Here is a 552-nt window from a genome sequence, read left to right as displayed (position 1 = left end):
TGCCCTGGCCTGCTCATAGACGGCTTTGCGTGCCTGCGAAATGGCTACATCTGCTCCACAATTTTGTGGTCTTGCAGTTTGGTGAGCAGGTGTTTTTCGATGTCGTTTTCTTTTGTCATTCGCTGCCAGCCATGGAGAGCAAAGCGAAGGCTGGTAGACCCCAGTAGCCGCGAGGCCGCACTGTTTTCCCGGCGTGCCTTGCGCCAGAGGGGAAACAAAGTAGGCCTCCGAACGCGGCGCCCAGTCATTGGGAGCCAAGTACGGAGCAGCAACGAGCTTGCGAAGTTGTTGCGTAGTGCTTGGTGACCAGGACGGCTGGGGCACCAATAGGTTGCCAAAGGCCGAGTCGATTTTGGGGACGGACTGGGATGTCCCAAAATCTATCACGAGGCCGAAGACACGCTTGCTCCCACCTGAAATACCCTTTCCTTCAATTTTTTCTTATCTGTCATGACTCATTTCCTCGTTTCCACGCTCTGGGTGGGAATGCATACCACTCTACGTCCCCACGCAGGAGCGTGGAGAGGAGGATGAAAGCGGTAATCGACAGAC

At 55.1% G+C, this 552-nt stretch carries 1 protein-coding gene; it reads right to left on the bottom strand.

What is annotated here, in order from left to right:
- Positions 1 to 387: hypothetical protein (locus ACOCD2_RS25585; protein ID WP_419596511.1), on the bottom strand; the 387-nt coding region annotated here is incomplete at its 3' end.
- Positions 388 to 552 lie beyond the last annotated feature (165 nt).

It is taken from the genome of Thiolapillus sp., assembly GCF_048562965.1.
Classification (GTDB): domain Bacteria; phylum Pseudomonadota; class Gammaproteobacteria; order Chromatiales; family Chromatiaceae; genus Thiolapillus; species Thiolapillus brandeum_A.
Note: the sequence above shows the minus strand (reverse complement) of the source record. Positions and strands in the feature narration are given on the sequence as shown.